Annotated in this window: 18 protein-coding genes and 1 pseudogene; 12 read left to right on the top strand and 7 right to left on the bottom strand. The window is 74.3% G+C overall.

Annotation, left to right across the window (positions count from 1 at the left end):
* Positions 1-29 precede the first annotated feature (29 nt).
* Positions 30-860, top strand: a complete 831-nt coding sequence (locus tag ACN26Y_RS10855; RefSeq protein ID WP_155330180.1) for a prenyltransferase/squalene oxidase repeat-containing protein — start codon at positions 30-32, stop codon at positions 858-860.
* Positions 861-933: 73 nt separating this feature from the next.
* Here ACN26Y_RS10855 and ACN26Y_RS10860 read toward each other — a convergent pair whose 3' ends face one another.
* Both ACN26Y_RS10860 and proB read right to left on the bottom strand, forming a co-directional pair.
* Positions 934-2175: a glutamate-5-semialdehyde dehydrogenase gene (locus ACN26Y_RS10860; protein ID WP_422734682.1), complete on the bottom strand. Its 1242-nt coding sequence runs from the start codon at positions 2173-2175 to the stop codon at positions 934-936.
* Between the two features lie 65 nt (positions 2176-2240).
* Positions 2241-3398, bottom strand: a complete 1158-nt coding sequence (gene proB, locus ACN26Y_RS10865; RefSeq protein ID WP_155330182.1) for a glutamate 5-kinase — start codon at positions 3396-3398, stop codon at positions 2241-2243.
* Positions 3399-3411: 13 nt separating this feature from the next.
* Here proB and ACN26Y_RS10870 point away from each other — a divergent pair, with 13 nt between their 5' ends.
* The 3 genes from ACN26Y_RS10870 to ACN26Y_RS10880 are packed head-to-tail and all read left to right on the top strand — an operon-like array spanning position 3412 to position 6664.
* Entirely contained in the window at positions 3412-3726 is a 315-nt protein-coding gene (locus ACN26Y_RS10870; protein ID WP_155330183.1) for an MGMT family protein, read from the top strand.
* A gap of 32 nt (positions 3727-3758) precedes the next feature.
* The gene (locus tag ACN26Y_RS10875) at positions 3759-5195 is read left to right on the top strand and encodes an MFS transporter (RefSeq protein WP_155330184.1); all 1437 of its coding nucleotides are present in this window, start codon (positions 3759-3761) and stop codon (positions 5193-5195) included.
* Positions 5192-6664 (top strand): pyridoxal phosphate-dependent decarboxylase family protein, encoded by a 1473-nt coding sequence (locus ACN26Y_RS10880; protein WP_155330185.1) that lies wholly within the window; start codon positions 5192-5194, stop codon positions 6662-6664. The genes ACN26Y_RS10875 and ACN26Y_RS10880 overlap by 4 nt, the downstream gene beginning before the upstream one ends.
* A 78-nt stretch (positions 6665-6742) precedes the next feature.
* On the opposite strand, the gene ACN26Y_RS10885 is transcribed toward ACN26Y_RS10880, so the two are convergent.
* From ACN26Y_RS10885 to ACN26Y_RS10895, 3 genes are all read right to left on the bottom strand, one after another.
* Complete coding sequence (locus ACN26Y_RS10885) at positions 6743-7690, bottom strand: hypothetical protein (RefSeq protein WP_155330186.1); 948 nt, start codon at positions 7688-7690, stop codon at positions 6743-6745.
* A gap of 194 nt (positions 7691-7884) precedes the next feature.
* Entirely contained in the window at positions 7885-9114 is a 1230-nt protein-coding gene (locus ACN26Y_RS10890; RefSeq protein WP_155330187.1) for a hypothetical protein, read from the bottom strand.
* A complete protein-coding gene (locus tag ACN26Y_RS10895) occupies positions 9107-9673 on the bottom strand; it encodes an RNA polymerase sigma factor (protein ID WP_155330188.1) in 567 nt (188 codons plus the stop codon). The genes ACN26Y_RS10890 and ACN26Y_RS10895 overlap by 8 nt, the downstream gene beginning before the upstream one ends.
* A gap of 133 nt (positions 9674-9806) precedes the next feature.
* On the opposite strand from ACN26Y_RS10895, the gene ACN26Y_RS10900 reads away from it, so the two are divergent.
* Together ACN26Y_RS10900 and ACN26Y_RS10905 are read left to right on the top strand one after the other, a co-directional pair.
* On the top strand, positions 9807-10388 hold the full coding sequence (locus ACN26Y_RS10900; RefSeq protein ID WP_155330189.1) for an NADH-quinone oxidoreductase subunit B: 582 nt from the start codon (positions 9807-9809) through the stop codon (positions 10386-10388).
* Between the two features lie 191 nt (positions 10389-10579).
* Positions 10580-11896: a DUF2252 domain-containing protein gene (locus ACN26Y_RS10905; RefSeq protein ID WP_155330190.1), complete on the top strand. Its 1317-nt coding sequence runs from the start codon at positions 10580-10582 to the stop codon at positions 11894-11896.
* A 42-nt stretch (positions 11897-11938) separates the two neighbouring features.
* Here the strand turns inward: ACN26Y_RS10905 and ACN26Y_RS10910 are convergent, their stop codons facing one another.
* Positions 11939-12985, bottom strand: coding sequence for a glucose 1-dehydrogenase (locus ACN26Y_RS10910; protein ID WP_196255834.1), 1047 nt, complete (start codon positions 12983-12985; stop codon positions 11939-11941).
* A gap of 109 nt (positions 12986-13094) precedes the next feature.
* Here ACN26Y_RS10910 and ACN26Y_RS10915 point away from each other — a divergent pair.
* Positions 13095-13766 (top strand): annotated as a pseudogene (locus ACN26Y_RS10915) (NADH-quinone oxidoreductase subunit C); the annotation flags it as partial.
* A gap of 263 nt (positions 13767-14029) precedes the next feature.
* Positions 14030-14992, top strand: coding sequence for a complex I subunit 1/NuoH family protein (locus ACN26Y_RS10920; RefSeq protein ID WP_155330193.1), 963 nt, complete (start codon positions 14030-14032; stop codon positions 14990-14992).
* Positions 14993-15045: 53 nt separating this feature from the next.
* Here ACN26Y_RS10920 and ACN26Y_RS10925 read toward each other — a convergent pair whose 3' ends face one another.
* The gene (locus tag ACN26Y_RS10925; RefSeq protein ID WP_370463320.1) at positions 15046-16107 is read right to left on the bottom strand and encodes a glutathione S-transferase family protein; all 1062 of its coding nucleotides are present in this window, start codon (positions 16105-16107) and stop codon (positions 15046-15048) included.
* Between the two features lie 144 nt (positions 16108-16251).
* On the opposite strand from ACN26Y_RS10925, the gene ACN26Y_RS10930 reads away from it, so the two are divergent.
* The 4 genes from ACN26Y_RS10930 to ACN26Y_RS10945 are packed head-to-tail and all read left to right on the top strand — an operon-like array spanning position 16252 to position 19776.
* Entirely contained in the window at positions 16252-16899 is a 648-nt protein-coding gene (locus ACN26Y_RS10930; protein WP_155330194.1) for a NuoI/complex I 23 kDa subunit family protein, read from the top strand.
* On the top strand, positions 16896-17486 hold the full coding sequence (locus tag ACN26Y_RS10935) for an NADH-quinone oxidoreductase subunit J (RefSeq protein WP_155330195.1): 591 nt from the start codon (positions 16896-16898) through the stop codon (positions 17484-17486). Before ACN26Y_RS10930 ends, ACN26Y_RS10935 begins: the two co-directional genes overlap by 4 nt.
* Positions 17483-17830, top strand: coding sequence for an NADH-quinone oxidoreductase subunit NuoK (gene nuoK / locus ACN26Y_RS10940; protein WP_155330196.1), 348 nt, complete (start codon positions 17483-17485; stop codon positions 17828-17830). The genes ACN26Y_RS10935 and nuoK overlap by 4 nt, the downstream gene beginning before the upstream one ends.
* Positions 17827-19776: an NADH-quinone oxidoreductase subunit L gene (locus ACN26Y_RS10945; RefSeq protein WP_422734683.1), complete on the top strand. Its 1950-nt coding sequence runs from the start codon at positions 17827-17829 to the stop codon at positions 19774-19776. Before nuoK ends, ACN26Y_RS10945 begins: the two co-directional genes overlap by 4 nt.
* Positions 19777-19916 lie beyond the last annotated feature (140 nt).

Genomic DNA, 19916 nt, shown 5'->3' on the forward strand with positions numbered 1-19916 from the left:
CGAGGCGGAGTCGCGTTTGCACAGGTAGCGTGACCGCCGTGGTGGATATCGACGCCGCGATCGGCTTCGTGGTGGCTCACGGGGACGTGGTGGACCGTGCCCGGCTGTCCCGGTTGCGTACCGGCACGCCGCCCGGGCCGGACGTGCTCGACGTGGCCGAGGGCGGCCAACTGCCGGACGGCGGCTGGCCCGCGTACCTCGAGGGCAAGGTGGCGTCCGTCGACGCCACCTGCTTCCGGCTCGCCGAGCTGGACGACCTGGGCGCCATCGGCCGGCCGGCCGCCCGGCGCGCGCTGGACTGGCTCGCGTTCCGCCAGTTGCCCGACGGCGGCTGGGAGGAGGACGCCGCGCTGGCTGACACCGCGCCGGAGTGGGCCCGGCCGGGAGACCCGGAGGCCGGGTTCTACCTGACGGCGAACGCCGCGTTCTGGCTGACCGTCGCCGGGCTGGACGCGCGTGCCGCCGGGCCGTTGGACCACCGGGTCGGCGGGGTGTACGCGGGCGTCGTGCACGCCGCGGCGCTGTCGCTGGTCGCGCGGCTCAACCCGGACGGCAGCTGGCCGTCCTTCCTCGCCGCCGGGTGGCTGAGCGCGGGGGTGCTGTTCCGCCAGGAGATGTTCCAGGAGTCCGCGCGAATCCAGGTGGCGCTCGCCGAGCGGATCGCCGACATGTCCCCGGCCAACGTCGCCTGGCTGGCCGCGTCCCTGCGCCGGGTGGGCGTCGACGAGCAGGACTGGATCCTGGTGCGGGCCCGCCGCCGGCTGGCCGAGACGCAGCGTAGCGACGGCGGCTGGGAGAGCGACGACGGGCACCAGTTCGACGTGCATGCGACCCTGACGGCGATCCGCGCCTGCCGCTGACACGCGGCGTGCGGCGCGCGGCGTTAAAGGGGACCCCTCCTCTACACCAGACGTTAAGAAGGGGCCCTTCCTTTCACCGCAGGTGACCGGTCCCGGTGACGACGTATTTTGTGCTGGTCAGCTCCGGCAGCCCCATCGGGCCGCGGGCGTGCAGCTTCTGGGTGGAGATGCCGATCTCCGCGCCGAAGCCGAACTCACCGCCGTCGGTGAAGCGGGTGGACGCGTTCACCATCACGGCCGCCGCGTCCACCCGGGCGACGAACTCCCGCGCCGCCGCCTGCGAGTCGGTGACGATCGCCTCGGTGTGCCCGGTGCCGTACCGCCGGATGTGCGTGACCGCCGCCTCCAGCGTGTCGACGACGGTGACGGAGATGTCCGCCGACAGGTACTCGGTGGCGAAGTCCTCGTCGGTGGCCGGCACCACCGCGGCGGAGAACGCGGCCACCCGGCTGTCGCCGTGCACGGTCACCCCCGCCTCGGCGAACGCGGCCAGCATCGGCGGCAGGAAGGCGTCGGCGACGTCGGCGTGCACCAGCAGCGATTCGGCGGTGTTGCAGGTGGAGAGGCGCTGCGTCTTCGCGTTCAGCGTGATCGCCACGGCCTTCGGCACGTCCGCCGCGGCGTCCACGTAGACGTGGCAGTTGCCGACGCCGGTCTCGATCACCGGCACGGTCGACTCCTCGACCACCGTGCGGATCAGCGACGCCCCGCCACGCGGGATGAGCACGTCGACCAGGCCTCGGGCGCGCATCAGCTCCTTGACCGAGTCGCGGGAGGCGGCGTCGAGCAGCTGCACCGCGTCCGCCGGCAGGCCGGCGCCGGCCACCGCGTCCCGCAGCACCGCGACCAGCGCGGCGTTCGAGTGCATGGCGGAGGAGGAGCCGCGCAGCAGCGCGGCGTTGCCGGATTTCAGGCAGATGCCGGCGGCGTCGACGGTGACGTTCGGCCGGGCCTCGTAGATGATGCCGACGACCCCGAACGGCACCCGGACCTGCCGCAGTTCCAGGCCGTTCGGCAGGGTGGAGCCCCGGACGACCTCGCCGACCGGGTCCGGCAGCGCGGCCATCTGGCGCAGCGCGTCCGCGATGCCCGCCACGCGCCCCTCGTCGAGCGCGAGCCGGTCCAGCACGGCCGCGCTCAGCCCGGCCGCGCGCCCGGCGGCCAGGTCCGCGGCGTTCGCGGCCAGGATCTCCGGCGTACGCGCCACCAGCGCGTCGGCCATCGCGTGCAGCGCGGCGTCCTTGACGGTACGCGTGGCGACCGCGAGGGCCTCCGCCGCCGTCCGGGCCCGCCGCGCCTGCTCGACGACGCTCATCCTGTACTCCTCGGTGTTAGGAGGGGTCCCTTGTACAACGCCAGGAGTTAACAAGGGGCCCTTGCTTACAACAGCACCAGGTCGTCGCGGTGGACGACCTCCCGCTCGTACGCCGGGCCGAGGGCCGCGGCGAGTTCGGACGTGGAGCGCCCGAGCAGGCCGGGCAGCTCCACCGCGTCGTAGTTGACCAGCCCTCGGGCCACCGCCGCGCCCTCGGTGTCGACCAGGTCCACGGGGTCGCCGGCGGTGAACGCGCCGTCGACGGCGGTGATGCCGGCCGGCAGCAGTGACTTGCGCCGCCCCACGACCGCCTGCACCGCTCCCGGGTCCAGGTGCAGCCGGCCCCGGGGCGAGGTGGCGTGGGCGAGCCAGAACAGCCGGGCGGCCGGCCGCCGCCGGCTGGGGTGGAAGAGGGTGCCGACGGGATCCCCGGCCAGCGCCTCGGTGGCCAGGCCGGCGGCGGTGAGCACCACCGGGATGCCGAAGCCGGTGGCGATCCGGGCCGCCTCCACCTTTGTCACCATGCCACCGGTGCCGACCCCGGCCCGGCCGGCGCCGCCGATCGTCACCCCGGACAGGTCCCGGTCGTCGCGCACCTCGGCGATCCGCGCCGAACCCGGGCGGGTCGGGTCACCGGTCCAGAGCGCGTCGACGTCGGAGAGCAGGACCAGCAGGTCGGCGTGGACGAGGGCGGCCACCAGGGCGGCCAGCCGGTCGTTGTCGCCGAACTTGATCTCCTCGGTGGCGACGGTGTCGTTCTCGTTGACGATCGGCACCGCGCGCAGGTCGAGCAGCTTGCGCAGGGTCCGGTACGCGTTGCGGTAGTGCGCCCGCCGGGTCACGTCGTCGACGGTGAGCAGCACCTGCCCGACGGTGAGCCGGTGCCGGGCGAAGGCCGCCGCGTACCGCCCGATCAGCTGCCCCTGCCCGACGCTGGCGGCGGCCTGCTGGGTGGCCAGGTCGCGCGGGCGGCGGGCCAGCCCGAGCGGGGCGAGCCCGGCGGCGATCGCGCCGGAGGAGACCAGCACGACCTCCCGGCCCTGACCGGCGAGGGCGGCGAGGGTGTCCACGAGCACCTCGACCCGCCGGTCGTCCAGGCCGCCCGTGGCGGTGGTCAACGAGGAGGATCCGATCTTGACGACCACCCGCCGGGCCGTCGTCACCATGTCGCGCACCCGCCCATTCTGCGTGGTCGGTCCCGCGCCGCCCCGCCGCGTTCCCATATCGTGGCGCGTCGTGGGACCGGAGGAGTACGTCGAGGCGGTGCTGGAACTGGTCGAGCGCATCCCGCCCGGCCGGGTGATGTCGTACGGGGCGGTGGCCGACGCGCTCGCCGAGCGGTCGGGCCGGTCGTCGGCGCGGCTGGTCGGGTCGATCATGGCGCGGCACGGTGGTGGGGTGCCGTGGCACCGGGTCGTGACCTCGTCCGGGCGGCTGCCGCCCGGTCACGAGCGGGAGGCGCGGGCCCGGCTGCTCGCCGAGGGGGCGCCGCTGCGGGGTGCCGGCGTGGACATGCGGGCGGCGAGCTGGTCCCCGGAAGAGGGGATGTGACCGCCGTCATAACGTGAGTAACATTCGGCGTCATGGACGCGCCGCCGGCTGGGACAGGCTCGCCCGCCGGCGGGGTGCTGCCGCGGCGGGTGCACGCCGGGTACGCGCTCGGCTCGCTCGCCACCGGCGCGTTCGGCACGGTGCCCGGGCTGCTCCTGCTGCCGTACCTGACCGACACGCTCGGCGTCGCGGCGGGCGTGGCCGCCCTGCTCGTGCTGCTGCCGAAGGCGTGGGACGTGCTGGTCAACCCGGTCGCCGGGCGGATCTCCGACCGCACCCGCTCCCGGTGGGGCCCCCGCCGGCCGTACCTGCTGGGCGCCGGCATCGCCCTCGGCGTGCTCTTCGCCGCGATCTTCGCCGCGCCGTTCGGGACCGGGGCGGCGGCCGGCCCGTACGTGGCTCTCGCCTTCCTCGCCACCGCCACCGCGTTCGCCTTCTTCCAGGTGCCGTACGTGGCGATGCCGGCCGAGCTGACCGGCGACTACACCGAACGTACCCGGCTGATGACCTGGCGGATCGCGGTGCTGGCGCTGGCCATCCTGGTCTCCGGCGCGGTGGCGCCGCTGGTCCGGGACGCGGGCGGCGGCGGCCTGGCCGGGCACCGCTGGATGGGAGTCTTCGTCGCCGGCCTGATCGTGCTCGGTGCGGTCGGCGCCTTCCTCGGCACCCGTTCCGCGCCCGCCGGCACGGCCGCGGGAAGCGAGCCGACGCTGCGCGCGCAGCTCGCGGTGGCCGGTCGCAACCGGGCGTTCCGGGCACTGCTGGTCTGCTTCGTGATCCAGTCCGCCGGGGTGGCGACGATCCTGGCCGGCGTGGACTACTTCGCCACGCAGATCCTGCGCGACCCGGAGGGCGGGCCGACGGTCCTGTTCGTCTGCTTCGTCGGGCCGGCCCTGCTGGTGATGCCGCTGTGGAGCCGGGTCGGGCGGCGGTTCGGCAAGCTCGCCGGGCTGGTCGCCGCGTCCCTGATCTTCGCCGCCGGCGCGCTGGCGCTCGTCGCCGCTCCTGTGCTCCCGGTCGTCGGCATCTACCTGCTGGTCGCGCTGATCGGCGTCGGGTACGCGGGCCAGCAGGTCTTCGCGCTCGCCATGCTGCCGGACTGCATCGCGTACGACGAGGCGCGCACGGGGCGGCGGCAGGCGGGCGTGTTCACCGGCCTGTGGACCGCGGGGGAGACCTTCGGCCTGGCGCTCGGTCCGGGCATCTTCGGGCTGGTGCTGGAGTTCTCCGGCTACGTTCCCTCGGACACCGGCGCGGCGGCCGCCCAGCCGGACAGCGCCCGCCTGGGCATCCTCCTCGGCTTCACGGTCCTCCCCGCGCTCCTGGTGGCGGCGGCCACCCTCCTCCTGCGCCCCTACGACCTGACTCCGGCAGCGCTCGCCGCCGCCGCGCCCGACTCCGGCGATCGCGGAGTCGTGCTGGCGACGGAGGCCGCTCACCACCACAGAGAGGGCACCACAACTCTATGATCGACGAGAGCGGGCTGCCCGCGCGCGGGTTGCCCGCCGAGCGGGTTCTCCAGGAGATCCGGGCACTGCGCGACGCCGACCGGCCGACGCACGGAGGGCGGCTGTTCGCGTACGTCTACGACCCGGCGGTGGACGGGCTGGAAGCCCTGACCGCCGCCGCGCACGCCGAGAGCGCCCACGTCAACGGGCTCGACCCGACCGCGTTCCCGTCCCTGCTCGCGATGGAGAACGCGCTGGTCGGCGCGGCGGCCCGGCTGCTCGGCGGCGGCCCGGGCGCCGGCGCGCCGGACGTCGTCGGCAACGTGACCAGCGGCGGCACCGAGTCGCTGATCCTGGCGGTGAAGGCCGCGCGGGACGCCCGCCCGGACCTCACCGAGCCCCGGATCGTGGTTCCGGCCACCGCCCACGCCGCCTTCGCCAAGGCGGCCCACTACCTGCGGGTGGCCCTGGACATCGTGCCGGTGCCGGCGGAGACGCTGCGTCCCGACCCGGCCGCCGTCGCCGCCGCGATCCGGCCGGAGACCGTGCTGGTCGCCGCCTCCGCGCCGTCGTACGCGCACGGCGTCGTCGACCCGGTCGCCGAGGTCGCGGAGACCGCCGCCCGCGCCGGGGTGCGTTGCCACGTGGACGCGTGCTTCGGCGGCTGGACCCTGCCCTGGCTGCGCCGTCTCGGCGAGCCGGTGCCGCCGTTCGACTTCACCGTGCCGGGCGTCACCTCGATCTCCGTCGACCTGCACAAGTACGCGTACACCCCGAAGGGCGTGTCGGTGCTGCTGCACCGGGAGGCGGCGCTGCGGGCACCGCAGTACTTCGCGTACGCCGACTGGCCCGGCTACACGATGGTCAACCCGGTGATCGCCTCCACCCGCTCCGGCGGGCCGATCGCCGCCGCGTACGCCACCCTCCGGCACCTGGGGGAGGACGGGTACCTGCGGCTCGCGTCGCTGACCCGGGACGCGGTCGCCGGCCTGGCCGACGCCGTGCGCGGGGTCGAGGGGCTGCGGCTGATGGCCGAGCCCGAGTCCACCGTCGTGTGCTTCACCAGCACCGGGCCGGAGCTGGACCTCTTCGTGCTCGTCGACGAGCTGGCCGCCCGGGGCTGGCACACCCAGCCGCAGCTGTCGTACGCCGGGCTGCCGGTGAGCGTGCACCTCACGGTGACCGCGTCGGTGGCGCCGCAGGTGGCCGGCTTCGGCCCGGACCTGGCCGACGCCGTGGCGGCGACCCGAGCGGCCGGGCCGGTCCGGCTCCCGTCGGAGCTGCTCGCCCTCGCCGGGGCGCTGACGCCGGAGACACTCACGGCGGACCTGGTGGCCGGCCTGGCGGCCGGGCTCGGACTCGGGGCCGGCGCCGCTCCGGTGCCGGACCGGATGGCGACCGTGAACACCCTGCTCGACGCCGCACCGCCGGCGCTGCGTGAGCGGCTGCTGGTGGAGTTCGTCGGGCTGCTCCAGCGGCCGACCTGGTGACACCGTCGAGGCTGGGGGATACCCCGACAGGACGGAGCCGGGGTGGCCGCACGGCCCCCCGGCTCCACCATCGCGGTCTCAGCTCGCGGCGGCCACCGTCACGGTGAACGAGGCCGTGTTGTCCGCCGGGTCCGGGTCGGGGACGACGTTCCCGTCCCACATCGTGTCGAGGTCGAACGTCACCGTGCCCAGCGCGCCGGGCGCGGTCCCCGGCTCGGCGCGCAGGAGCACGTCGAAGGTGCGGGTCTCACCGTCGATGAACTGCTCACCCGGTACCGCGAACCAGGTGAAGAAGCTCGGCAGGTCCTGCGGGTCGGTCCCCCAGATCATGACCCCCGCGGGCAGGCCGATGGCCTCGACCGAGAGGTGCTCGTGCGCCGCGTCCCCGTCCCAGGTGACGGTGACCGGCAGCCGCCCGAGGTAGCTGCCGTCCTCCTGCGGGGTCAGGGTGACCGCGCCGGCCGTGGTGATCGACACGTCGGCCTGCTGGTCCTGGACGTACGGGACCGGGTTGCGCAGCGAACCGGTGGTGGACCGGAACAACGTGGTGAACCGCTCCCGGTCGGCGACGTCGTCACGACCGTCGCCGCTGTTCACCGAGATCAGGCCACCCTTGATGGTCATCGCGACGTCCCGGGTGGGGGTGAGCGCGTGGAAGTTCACCGTGAACCTCCGCCGCTCACCCGGCTCGAGGAGCGACCCCGGCACCATGCAGTTGATCTGCCGCCGGTTGTCCACCAGCCCGTTGAAGACGCAGGCCTCCTCCGGCGTCAGCCCCTCGAACGAGCCGCCGACCGGCTCGACGAACGTGACGCTGTAGTAGGTCGCGGTGGTGCCGAGGTTGGTCACGGTGACCGGCAGGCTGCCCCGGTAACCGCGGTCGGTCGGGTCGAGTACCAGCCGGCCCACGTCCAGCGAGGCGGCCTTCCGGTCGGGTGCCGCGACGGCGGGCGCGGCGAGGGCGAACAGCGCGGTCGCCGCACCGAGCAGGGCGATCGCCGCGCGGTGGCCCGTGCGTGTGGTCATGAAATCCTCCCGTGATCCCCGTTGGCGCGCGGGTGTGTTCCCGTCGCGCATCGCCGGTAGCACGCTCAGCCCGGGACGCCGGTTGCACGCCTGACGGTCCGCGATCCGACACTTTCGCCCGGCAGGCCCACCCGGAATGCGGTACGGCCCGTCGGTGCTGTCCGACGGGCCGTACCCGGGAAGGTCAGGCGGTCTCAGCCGCCGTCCACGGCGGACATGGAGAACGACGCGGTGTTGTCCGTGGGGTGGGCATCGGCGACGAGTTCCCCGCCCTGTCGGGTGGCTACCTGGACCGTCGTCACTCCCAGCGCCCCCGGCGCGGTTCCCGGCTCGGCCCGCAGCAGCACGTCGACCGTCCGCTCCTCGCCCTTCCGGAACGCGCCACCCGGCACCGTGAACCAGGTGTGGAAGCTGGGCAGGTCTGGCGGCTCGACTCCCCGGATCACCACCCCCTTCGGCAGGTTGATGGCCTCGACGTAGAGGTACTCGTGCGCGGCGTCGCCGTTCCACCGGACCGTCACCGTCAGCCGCCCGAGAAAGCTGCCGTCGTCCTGCCGGATCAGCGTCGCCGTGGCGGGCGTGGTGATCGACGCGTCGGCGCGCTCGGCCGGGGCCTCGGAGAGGTGCGGGTTCGGCCCGAAGGACGTGGGACCGGCCACCTGCGTGAAGCGGTCACCGGTCCAGCGGTAGCCCCGCCACTGGCGCTGCGACCAGTCCAGCGGCCAGCCACCGCCGGGCGCCAGGTCCGCCACCTCCACCCGGACGACCCCGGCGCCGGTCACCTCGAGCCCCAGGATCCATTGCGGACCCGAGCGTACGGTGCGGGTGACCTGGCCGACGGTGACGATCTCGCCGCGCTCGTCCCGGTCGAACGCCACCACCTGCATCGGGCCGCCGGTACCGAGCACGCACTGCACCAGCGCCACGGTCTCCGGCGCGCCGTCACCGTCGGCGTCGCCGTGGTCCAGTGCCAGCAGCGTGTTGGTCTCCTCGCGGGCGTCGGCGGTCAGCCGGATCCCCTCGGTCGGACAGCCGGGGCCGGCCCGCCAGGCGGGCAGGCTCAGCTTCGCGGCCAGCAGCTGGGGACGTGTGATCCGACCGTCCGGAGGCCCGAGGGGCGGGCCGGCGGTGCTCGGCGTCGGCGTGGGCGCAATCGGCGAGGGACCTGGCGCGGACGAGGTGGGCGCCGGTGTCTCTCCGGGCACGGGCGGCGCGCCGCCGCGGCGGTCCAGCGTGGCGTGCGCGGCTACCGGGACCGCCACCGCGAGCGCCACGGCCGCCGCGACGGTGACCGCCGCCCGCCGGTGCCGTCGGCGGACCGTCTCCCGTACCGCCTGCGGGCCCGCCGGGTGCACCGCCGTCACGGCGGCCTCCCGGTACGTCGCGAACTCCGCGCCGAGCAGGATGTCCTCGACCTCACTCATCGTCGCCACCTCCGACGCCACTCAGCTGTGCGGCCAGCGCCGCCCGGCCCCGGTGCAGCCACGACTTGACGGTGCCCTCGGGCACCTCCTCCTGCTGGGCGATCTGCGTCACCGACAGGTCCGCCAGGTAGTGCAGCACCACCGCCCGGCGTTGGGCGGGGGGCAGGTGCGCAAGCGCGGCGGTCAACGCGACCCGGTCCGGGCTCGGCCCGGCCACGTGTTCCTCCCGCTGGCGCCGCAGCCAGGACTGGGCCGTCCGCAACCGGCGCCACCGGCTGGTCGCGAGGTTCCAGGCGACCCGGCGTACCCAGGCGACCGGGTCGTCGTAGCGGGCGACCCGGGACCACCGGGCGAAGGCCCGGCAGAAGGCCTCCTGCACGACGTCCTGAGCCTGTTGCAGGTCGCCGCAGTACGCGGCGAGCTGAACCGTCAGCGACCGGAAGTGGGCGTGGTACAGCTCGTCGAAGTCGACGCCGTCACGTCGTCCACCGCGCGGCGGCCGGATGGTCGTCCGGTCGGGGGGTGGCTCGTCGACCCGTTGCTCCCTCGTCACCGTCACCTGGTCCTCCCCGTGTGGCGGCCGCGTCGCGGCACGCTCGTCACACGCCTCGACGCCGGCGCCGGTTGCGTCGGTTGCCGCCGGCCAGTTGTGGTTGACTGTCAGATCGGGGACAGGCGAGGGGAGGCCCGAGGTGCAGTTGCCGGCGGTGCTCGGGGAGCCGATCCGGTTCGTCCTGAACTGGGGCCGCCGCTACTCGCTCTGGGTCTTCAACTTCGGCCTCGCCTGCTGCGCCATCGAGTTCATCGCCACCAGCATGAGCCGGCACGACTTCATGCGCCTCGGGGTGATCCCGTTCGCCCACGGTCCCCGCCAGGCGGATCTCATGGTGGTCTCCGGCACCGTCACCGACAAGATGGCGCCCGCGATCAAGCGGCTGTACGACCAGATGCCCGAGCCGAAGTACGTCATCTCGTTCGGCGCCTGCTCGAACTGCGGCGGGCCGTACTGGGACTCGTACTCGGTGACCAAGGGTGTCGACCAGCTCATCCCGGTCGACGTCTACGTGCCGGGCTGCCCGCCCCGGCCGGAGGCGCTGCTGCACGGCATCCTGCGCCTCCAGGAGAAGATCGCCGCCGAGAGTTCCGGCGTGGGCGGTGTCGCCCGCCCGGACGCGCTCGCCCCGCCGGTCCCCGCCCCGCCCCGCGACGGCACCGGGCCGCGCTCGGCCGAGTCCCTCACCGCCCCGCCGGTCCGCCCGCCCGCGTCGGCCTGACGCCCCAGGCCCCGCGTCGAGTCCCGGGCGGGCCTGCGGCTCCGCCCGGCTCGACCGACAACGTCGACACCGGCCCTGGCGGCCCGGAGCCCGCGCCGGCCGCAGCGGGAAGGCCGGTGACCGATCCGGTGAGGCGGACTGGGCGGTCGGCCGACGGCTCGGGGTGGTCGGTGGGCGCTAGCGTGCGCACCATGACCGACTCCGCGGACCGGCGTTCCGCCTTCATCGTCGACGTGCTCACCGAGGAGTTCGGGGAGTCGATGGCGCTCGACCCGGCGGCGTTCCGCCGCAAGTTCCGCAAGATGGCGGCCTCGCCGTTCGCCTTCTACCGGGGCAGCGCCGCCCTCTTCTACGCCGACCAGCGTGGCGACTTCGCCGACGACGCGTTCCTGGACGGGCGGACCAGCCGGGTGTGGATCCACGGCGACCTGCACGCGGAGAACTTCGGCACGTACATGAACGCCTCCGGGCAGCTCGTGTTCAACGTCAACGACTTCGACGAGGCGTACGTCGGGCCCTTCTCCTGGGACGTGAAGCGCTTCGCGGCGAGCGTGGCGCTCCTCGGGTACGCCAAGGCGCTCTCCGACGACGTGATCAGCGACCTGGTCGGCGTCTTCGCCCGGTCGTACCTCGCCGAGCTGCGCGGCATCGCCACCGGCGGGGACGACGCGATCGGCTCGATCACCCTGGCCACCGCCGACGGGGTGCTGCTGCGGGTGCTCCAGCAGGCCCGGCTCAACACCCGGGTCGAGCTGCTGGCCGGGCAGACCACCATCGACAACTACGAGCGGCGGTTCTCCCTCGGCGACGGGGTCTTCGAGATCGACCGGGACACCCGGGACAAGGTCTGCGCCGCCTACGAGGACTACCTGGACACCCGGCCGCCGTCGGCGGCGAAGCTGCGGCCGGTCGCCGCGCAGATCAAGGACGTGGTGCTGCGCAAGGGGGTGGGCATCGGGTCGGCCGGGCTGCCGTCGTACAACCTGCTGCTGGAGGGGCACACCCAGGCTCTGGAGAACGACGTCGTCCTCTACATGAAGCAGGCGCAGGTGCCGGCGGTGGCGCGGCACATCACCGACGAGACGGTGCGCGGCTACTTCCGGCACCAGGGGCACCGCACGGCCGAGTCCCAGCGGGCCCTGCAGGCGTACGCGGACCCGTGGCTGGGCTTCACCGAGCTGGACGGGGTCGGTCAGCTCGTCGCCGAGGTCTCCCCGTACGCGGCGGACCTCGACTGGGCCGACGTCAACGAGCCGGAGGAACTGGCCAACGTCCTCGGTCACCTGGGCCACGCGGTCGCCCGGATGCACTCGGTCGCCGACGACGAGTCCAGCCACGACCTGGTCGACTACTCCACCGAGGAGGCGATCGTGGCCGCGGTGGGTGACGACACCGACGGGTTCGTCGCGCACCTGGTCGAGTTCGCCCACCGGTACGGCGTCCGCACGCGGCAGGACCACCAGCTCTTCGTGGACGTGTTCCGCAACGGCCGGCTGCCCGGCATCTGAGCGGGGGCGTGCCGGCCGTCCGGCGCGGCCGGCCGGCGCCGCTCAGGAGGTGAAGTCCAGCATCACCTTGATGTCCTCACCGGTGTGCTCGTACGCCACGGCGAAGTCGGACATCGGCACCCGGCGGGTGATCAGCGAGTTGAGCCACGACTGGTCGGCCCGGGCCAACGCCTCGGCGGCCTGGTCCCAGTGCCGGCGGTTGGCGTTGACCGAGCCGAAGACGACGTTGTTCTCCAGCACCAGCTCCCGGTTCAGGGCGCCGGCGTCGAAGTCGATGGTGCGGCCGCCGCTGGAGACGCCGGTCAGGCACACGATGCCGTTCGGTCCGACCTTGCACATCGCGTCCAGCACCACCACGGGCGCGCCGGTGCACTCCACCAGCACGTCCGGGTTGAAGTCCAGCTCGTTCACGGGCGTCGTGTGGTACGTGGCGCCCAGCGCCCGGACCAGGTCCGGCTTCGGTCCCGTGGTGTTCCGGTCGAGCACGTGCACGGTCAGTCCGCGTTGGGTCCCGAGCAGCGCCGCCAGCAGGCCGATCGGTCCGGCGCCGGTGATCAGCACGGTCTGCGGGTTCCACTCGGCGCGGTTGCCGATCCGTTCGATGTGGTCCCACGCCTTGGCGACCACGCTGGCCGGCTCCAGGAGCATCCCCACCGGAGCGAGGACGGGGTCGAGCCCCACGGCGAACTTCGGCTGCACCCGCCACCGCTCCCGGGCGAAGCCGGGCAGCCCCTTGATGCCGTGCTCGGTGTACCGCCCGTTGCGGCACATGTCCCACTCGTCGACCGCGCAGTTGGGGCAGGGCACCGGGTCGGGGTGCCGCACCACGCCGGCCACCAGGTCGCCGGGTTCCAGGGAACCCGTCGGGTCCTCCAGCACCCGGCCCAGCGCCTCGTGCCCGATGACCAGCCGTTCCTGGCCCGGTGGGGCCTCGCCGTAGTGCCCGGCGATGATCTCCAGGTCGGTGCCGCAGATGCCCACCGCGAGCGCCTCGACCAGGATCGCTCCCTCCTCGGGGGCCGGCTCGGGCCAGTCGTCCAGGAGGCGCAGCGAGTCGGGGACCCCGGGAGCCACAGTCACAGCGCGCACGGCCCTCATCTTTCCCCGGGCGGCGGCGGTGCGCCTCCGGAATGCGGCAGAAGCCGCCGGGGCGGGCGGCCCGACGCGCCGCGTCGGCTCCGGTCATAGGATCAGCGGCATGACTCCGGAGGAGGTCGGCCAGCGGCTGGCCGCGCTGCTCGCGCCGGCCGAGGTCACCACGTCGGTCTCCGGCGGCCAGGAGCACGCCCGTGCCACGGTCGACGTGCCGCCGGCGAGCTGGCCCGACGCGCTGCGCGCGGCCCGCGACGACACCGAACTGGCCTGCGACTTCTTCGACTGGCTCTCCGCCGTTGACGAGCTCGCGGGCGGGTTCGACGTGGTCGCCCACCTGTGGTCCACCACCCGCCGGCACGGCCTCCTGCTGCGCACCCGGGTGCCCCGGGACGCGCCGGCGGTCCCCTCGGTGGTCCCCGTCTACCCGGGGGCGGCCTGGCACGAGCGCGAGACGCACGAGATGTTCGGCATCGACTTCGGGGGCCATGCCGATCTGAAGCCGCTGCTGCTGCCGCCGGAGTTCGAGGGGCACCCGCTGCGCAAGGAGTTCGTCCTCGCCTCCCGGGTCGCCAAGCCCTGGCCGGGTGCGAAGGAACCGGGCGAGTCGGAGGCCGGCGGGGGCCGCCGCCCGATCCGCCCGCCGGGCGTACCCGCCCCGGGCGAGTGGGGCACCACGCCCGCGCCCGCCGGGGCGGCCGGCGTCGGTGAGGGGCCGCGCGGCGGGGTGCCGGCCCGGCCGGCCCGGGAACGACCCGCGCGACCCGCGCCGGGCGCCCGCCCGGCGCGTACCCCTCGGCCCGACGGCCCGGCGCCCGCCGACCCGCGCGCGCCCGGCGCCGCCGCGGAGCCACCCGCCGAGGCCGGCGCTTCCCCGGCCGCGCGGGGTGACCGGCCGGCCGGGACCGACACCGGTCCGCTGCCCGGCGCCACGGGTGGGCCCGGCGACGGTCCGGCGCGCTCGGGCCCGCCGGCCGACCGCCCGTCGCCGAGCGGACCGGCGGCGACCGAGCGGGCCGACGACGACGGAGGTACGACCTGATGCCGCTCTGGGTTGAGCTGCTGCTACGGGTGGGCGGGGTGGTGGTCGCCTTCCTCACCCTGCCGCTGCTCGTCGGTCAGGCCGAGCACAAGGTGATGGCCCACATGCAGGGGCGCCTCGGCCCGATGTACGCCGGCGCCTTCCACGGCTGGGCGCAGCTCGTCGCCGACGGCGTGAAGTTCGTGCAGAAGGAGGACGTGACGCCCCGCGAGGCGGACCGGCCGGTGTTCCGGCTCGCCCCGGTCGTCGCCCTGGTGCCGTACCTGCTGGTGCTGCTGGTCATCCCGCTCGGGCCGGGCGACCTGGTCGGGCAGCCGCTGGACATCGGGCTCTTCTTCGTCCTGGCCGTGGTCGGCGTCGGCGTGGTGGCGGTGCTGATGTCCGCGTGGGCGTCGGCCAACAAGTACAGCCTGCTCGGCGGGCTGCGCGGTGCCGCCCAGCTGCTCGGCTACGAGCTGCCGCTGGTGCTCGCCGCCGCGTCGGTGGCGATGGCGGCCGGCACGCTCAGCCTGCCCGGCATCGTCGAGGCGTGGCAGCCGTGGTGGCTGCTCTGGCAGGCCCCCGCCATGATCATCTTCTTCGTGGCCGGGCTCGCCGAGATCCGGCGGCCGCCCTTCGACATGCCGATCGCCGACTCGGAGCTGGTCTTCGGCTACCTGACCGAGTACACCGGGCTGCGGTTCGCGTTCTTCCTGCTCGCCGAGTACGTGGGGATCGTGGTGATCGCCGCGTTGACCACGGTGCTGTTCCTCGGCGGCTGGCAGGGCCCGTTCGCCGACGCGCAGCTCGGCTGGCTCTGGACGCTGCTGAAGGTCTTCGCCGTCAGCTTCGTCATCATCTGGCTCCGGGTGAGCTACCCGCGCCTGCGCGAGGACCAGCTCCAGCGCCTGTGCTGGCTGGTCCTGGTCCCCGCGTCCCTGGCCCAGCTGGTCCTGACGGCGGCGGTCCGCGTCGCCCTGTAAGGAAGGGCCCCCTGTTAACGCCTGCGGTAGGGAAAGGGTCCCTTCCCAACACCTCAGCGCAGCGGGGTGTGGGCGGGGTCGACGCGTTCCGTCACCGGCGGCGGGGGCGGGGGAGTGCCGTCGCCGAAGGGGCGACCGCCGAGTTCCTCGCGGTTGTGCGGCGTCAGCCAGTTCGACAGGTCGGGGCCGAGCGGGACCACACCGGTCGGGTTGATGTCGCGGTGCACCTCGTAGTAGTGCCGCTTGATCTCGTCGAAGTCGATCGTGTCGCCGAAGCCGGGCGTCTGGAACAGGTCCCGCGCGTACGCCCACAGCACCGGCATCTCGGTCAGCTTGCTCCGGTTGCACTTGAAGTGGCCGTGGTACACCGGGTCGAAGCGCGCCAGCGTCGTGAACAGCCGCACGTCCGCCTCGGTGATCGTGTCCCCCACCAGGTAGCGCTGCCCGGCCAGCCGGTCGCTCAGCCAGTCCAGCCGGTCGAACAGCCGTCGGTACGCCTTGTCGTACGCCTCCTGACTGCCGGCGAAGCCGCAGCGGTAGACGCCGTTGTTGACGTCGGCGAAGACCACCTTGTTGACCTCGTCGATCTCGTCCCGCAGCCGCTCCGGGTAGAGGGCGGGTGCCCCGTCACGGTGGTACGCCGTCCACTCCGTCGACAGGTCCAGGCTCATCTGCGCGTAGTCGTTGGTCACCACCTGCCCGGTCGGCACGTCGACCAGCGCCGGCACGGTGATGCCCCGGTCGTACCCGGGGAAGCGCTTGAAGTACGCGTCCGCCAGCCGTTCGATGCCGAGCACCGGGTCCCGCCCACCCGGGTCCAGGTCGAACGTCCAGCTCCGCTTGTCGTGCGTCGGGCCGGCCAGCGCCAGGGAGATGGCGTCCTCGAGGCCGAGCAGCCGCCGGACGATGACCAGCCGGTTGGCCCACGGGCAGGCGCGGCTGGCGGCCAGCCGGTACCGTCCCGGCTCCACCGGCCAGCCGTCGCGCCCGTCGGCGGTGATCCGGGTGGCGATGTAGCGCTGGTCCCGGGTGAACTCGCCGCCCGGCTCGACGTACTTCCCGCCGGTGCGCATGAGCACCTCTTCGTTGCTGGCCGCCGCCGTACCCTCGGTCACGCCGTCTCCTCCGATGTCCGCGAGTCCTCGTCCCATCATGGCCGCCGCCGGGCCGGCGGGCGCGCCGACCGCGCGGATCGCCCGCCCCGGATCACGGCACCGACCCCCGGGTGGTGGTCGCGCGCGCCGGGGGCACAGGGCAGGATGGTCGGCATGAGCGACCCCAGCGAGCGCACTGACGCCGGCGAGCGCGGCCTGCCCGGGGCGGGCCTGGTCAAGGGGCTCGCGGTCACGTTGAAGACGATGACCCGCCGCTCGACCACCCAGCAGTACCCGGATGTCGCCCCCGAGCTGCCGCCGCGTTCCCGCGGGGTGATCGCACTGCTCGAGGAGAACTGCACGGTCTGCATGCTCTGCGCGCGCGAGTGTCCGGACTGGTGCATCTACATCGACTCGCACAAGGAGGAGGTGTCGGTGCCCGGCGCCGCCCGCCCCCGCCAGCGCAACGTGCTCGACCGGTTCGACATCGACTTCTCGCTCTGCATGTACTGCGGCATCTGCGTCGAGGTCTGCCCGTTCGACGCGCTCTACTGGTCGCCGGAGTTCGAGTACGCCGAGTACGACATCAAGGATCTCCTGCACGACAAGGACCACCTCGGGCAGTGGATGGGCAGCGTGCCGCCGCCGCCCGCGCACGATCCGAACGGTGAGCCGGCCAAGGAGGAGAGCGCCGCCGCGCGCAAGGCCGCGGTCCCGGCGAGCCCCGCCGCCCGTCCGGCCGTCCCGGCGGTACGCCCCGAGCCCGGTCCCGCCGGAGACGCCACCGGCGACGGGGAAGGCGCCGCGTCGTGACCGCCGCGGACGTGCTGCTGCTCGCCCTGGGCGCGGTGGCGGTCGGCTCCGGTGTCCTGGTGGTCGCCACGAAACACCTGGTCCGAGCCGGCCTCTACCTGGTGGTCTGCCTCGGTGCGGTGGCCGGGATCTACCTGGTGCTCACCGCCGAGCTGGTGGCCTGGGTGCAGGTGCTGATCTACGTCGGTGCCGTGGTGGTGCTGCTGCTGTTCGCGGTGATGCTGACCCGCGCCCCGATCGGCGCCTCCGACGACCTGGACCGCCCGGGCTGGCCGGCCGCCCTGATCGGCGGCGGCACCGGGCTCGGGCTCGCCGCGCTGCTGGTCGACGCGTACCGGTGGTCGTCGGTGGAGCTGCCCGCGCCGGGCACCGCGGGCCGCATCGGCGACCAGATCTTCCGCAGCTGGGTGCTGCCGTTCGAGGTGCTGTCGGTGCTGCTGCTCGCGGCCCTGGTGGGGGCGATCATCCTGTCCCGGCCGGACATCGGCCGCCCGCCGGGCGACCGGGCCGCCGGCAGCGGCCGCTCCGGCGTCCCGTCCGGCCGCACCGACGCCGCACCGGCCGTCGGGGACGGGCGGTCGCGATGAGGCCGGTCATCCCGTACGTCACCGCCGCGCTGCTGTTCGGTCTCGGCGTGTACGGCGTGCTCCGCCGCCGCAACGCGGTCCTGGTGCTGATGGCGGTCGAGCTGATGCTCAACGCGGTGAACCTGGTCCTGGTCACCGCCGACACCACGGTCCGGTCGGAGCTGCCGCACGGCGGTCAGGTCTTCGCGCTGTTCGTGATCGTGCTGGCCGCCGCCGAGGTGGGCGTCGGGCTGGCCATCGTGCTCCAGCTGTACCGGCTGCGGGCCAGCGTCGCCGTGGACGAGGTGCCGCTGACCGAGCCGCCGGCCCCGGCCGGCGCCGGCCGGATCGGGGCGCAGCGGTGAGCACACCCGTCCTGCTCGGCGCGCTGCTGCCCGCCGTACCCCTGGTGGCCGGCCTGCTCGGCCTGCTTCTCCCACCCGCGCCGCGTCGCGTGGCGGCCGGTGAGGCGCCGGCGCGGCGGGTCGCCGTCGCGCTCGGCGTGGCCGGCGCCGCGACCTCCCTGCTGCTGGCGCTGGCGCTGCTGGCCACCCTCGACCGGCAGACCGAGGCCTCCTGGACCTGGGTCGACCTCGGCGGGCTGACCGTCTCCCTGGGCGTCCGGCTCGACGGGGCGGTGGCGCTGGTGGCGGTCGCGGTCGCCGCCGTGGCCCTCGCGGTGCAGGTCTACTCGATCGGCTACCTCAAGCGCGGCCCGCACGACGACGTCGACGTCGACCACCGCTACCCGCCGTACGCGGCGCAGGTCAGCCTCTTCACCGCCGCGATGCTGCTGGTGGTGGTCTCCGGCGACCTGATCCTGCTGCTGGTGGGCTGGGAGGTGATGGGCATCTGCTCGTACCTGCTGATCGCCCACGACCGCCGGCTGCCGGAGGCGCCCGCCGCCGCGATGAAGGCGTTCCTGGTCACCCGGGTGGGTGACGTCGGCTTTCTGCTCGGCATCGCGCTGCTCGGCGTCTCCGCCGGCAGCTTCCGGATCGCCGACGTGCTCAACCACGACCACCCCACCGGGACGCTCACCGCCGCCTGCCTGCTCCTGCTCGCCGGGGTGGCCGGCAAGAGCGCCCAGTTCCCGCTGCACACCTGGTTGCCGGACGCGATGGCCGGCCCCACCCCGATCTCCGCGCTGATCCACGCCGCGACGATGGTGGCGGCCGGCGTGTACGTGGTCGCCCGCCTGTACCCGCTCTTCGCGCAGGCGCCGGTCACGCTGGCCGTTCTCGGCGTCCTGGCCTCGGTGACCCTCCTGCTCGGCGCGCTCGCCGCCACCGCGCAGGACGACCTGAAACGCGTGCTCGCCTGGTCGACGGTCTCCCAGATCGGCTACATGACCGGCGCCCTCGCGGTCGGCGCGCCCGAGGCGGCGCTGTTCCACCTGCTCACCCACGCCGCCTTCAAGGCGCTGCTCTTCCTCGCCGCCGGCGCCGTGATCCACGCGGTCGGCACCACCCTGATGTCCCGGATGGGCGGCCTCCGGCGCACGACGCCGGTGACCTTCTGGTGCACGGTGATCGGCCTGGGCGCGCTGGCCGGGCTGCCGCCGCTCGCCGGTTTCTTCAGCAAGGACGGCGTCCTGTACGCGGCGGAGCAGGCCGCCCTGCACGGCGCCGGCCCGACCGCCGCTTGGGTCGGCTGGCTGGTCTGGCTCGCCGGGCTGGTCGGCGTCGCGGTCACCGCCTGGTACGCCACGCGGCTCCTGCTGCGCACGTTCCTCGGCGAGGCCCGCACCCCGCTGGTCGAGCCGCACGACCCGCCCGCGGTGATGCGCTGGCCGGTGCTGCTGCTCGCCGTCCCGGCCGCCCTGCTCGGCCTGGCCGGGTTCGCCGGGGCGTTCGCCGAGCGGCTCCGGCCGGTGCCGCCGGCCACCCGGGAGCCGTCCGACCTGCTGCCGGCCGAGCCGCTGGTTCATTTCAGCCCGGCGGTGCTGCTTCCGCTCGCCCTGCTGGTGCTCGGTGCGGGGCTCGCCTGGGCGCGCTGGCGGCGGAACCCGGCCGGCGACCCGGCCGCCACGCTGGGTCCGCTCCGGCCGCTGTTCGCCCGCGCGTTCCGGCTCGACGACGTCCAGCACACCCTCGTCGTACGGCCGGCGACCGCGCTCGCCGTGGCCACGCGTACCGCCGACGAGGTGGTGGTGGACGGCGCGGTCACCGGCAGCGGCCGGGCCGTGCTCGGCCTCGGCGGCGGGCTGGCCGCGCTGCACCGGGCCGCGCTGCCGCGGGCCGCCGCCGGCGTGCTCGCCGGCGCGCTGCTGATCGGGCTGGCCGCCGCCCTGATCGGAGGCGTGGCGTGAGCGCGAGGAGTGAGCCGGGGTTGCGAGCCCCGCAGTCGCGAACTGAGGTGGCACCGTGAGCGCGAGGAGTGAGCCGGGGTTGCGAGCCCCGCAGTCGCGAACTGAGGTGGCACCGTGAGCGCGAGGAGTGAGCCGGGGTT

This window comes from Micromonospora sp. WMMD558 (genome assembly GCF_049315255.1).
GTDB lineage: Bacteria > Actinomycetota > Actinomycetes > Mycobacteriales > Micromonosporaceae > Micromonospora.